A 361-nucleotide genomic window follows, 5' to 3' on the forward strand; every position below is an offset into this window, starting at 1 on the left:
TGTGAATTACCCAACCGCTAAAGCGATTGGGCTTTTTCTTGCTTCATCGCTCCATAACTAGCTAGATCTAATATGTTGCCATATTTAGAACTAACCCCATTAGAGGAAGCTCCACAAGCTTTGATGCACCCATTAGTGTGATGAGTGTAATCGCTTCGGATAATCCCTACCCTAGCTTTATCTGTCTTTACTTTATGCCTCTCATCTAGCATGCCTAAAGCGTAGTTTCTGATATTGACGCTCGCATTGTAATCTCTGTGGTGTGTGGTTTGACAATGAGGGCAAGTGAATTTGGTGATCCTCTCATGTTTTTTGCCTGTATTGAACCCACAATAAGAACACAATTGAGAGCATCTAACTA

The 361-nt window shown here is 41.3% G+C and carries 1 protein-coding gene; it reads right to left on the minus strand.

Annotation, left to right across the window (positions count from 1 at the left end):
* Positions 1-17 precede the first annotated feature (17 nt).
* A partial coding sequence (locus BZK24_RS08025) for a zinc ribbon domain-containing protein (RefSeq protein ID WP_143424400.1) occupies positions 18-361 on the minus strand: 344 nt, incomplete at its 5' end.

The sequence above is a fragment of the Helicobacter pylori genome (assembly GCF_001998165.1).
GTDB classification, from domain to species: domain Bacteria; phylum Campylobacterota; class Campylobacteria; order Campylobacterales; family Helicobacteraceae; genus Helicobacter; species Helicobacter pylori_DL.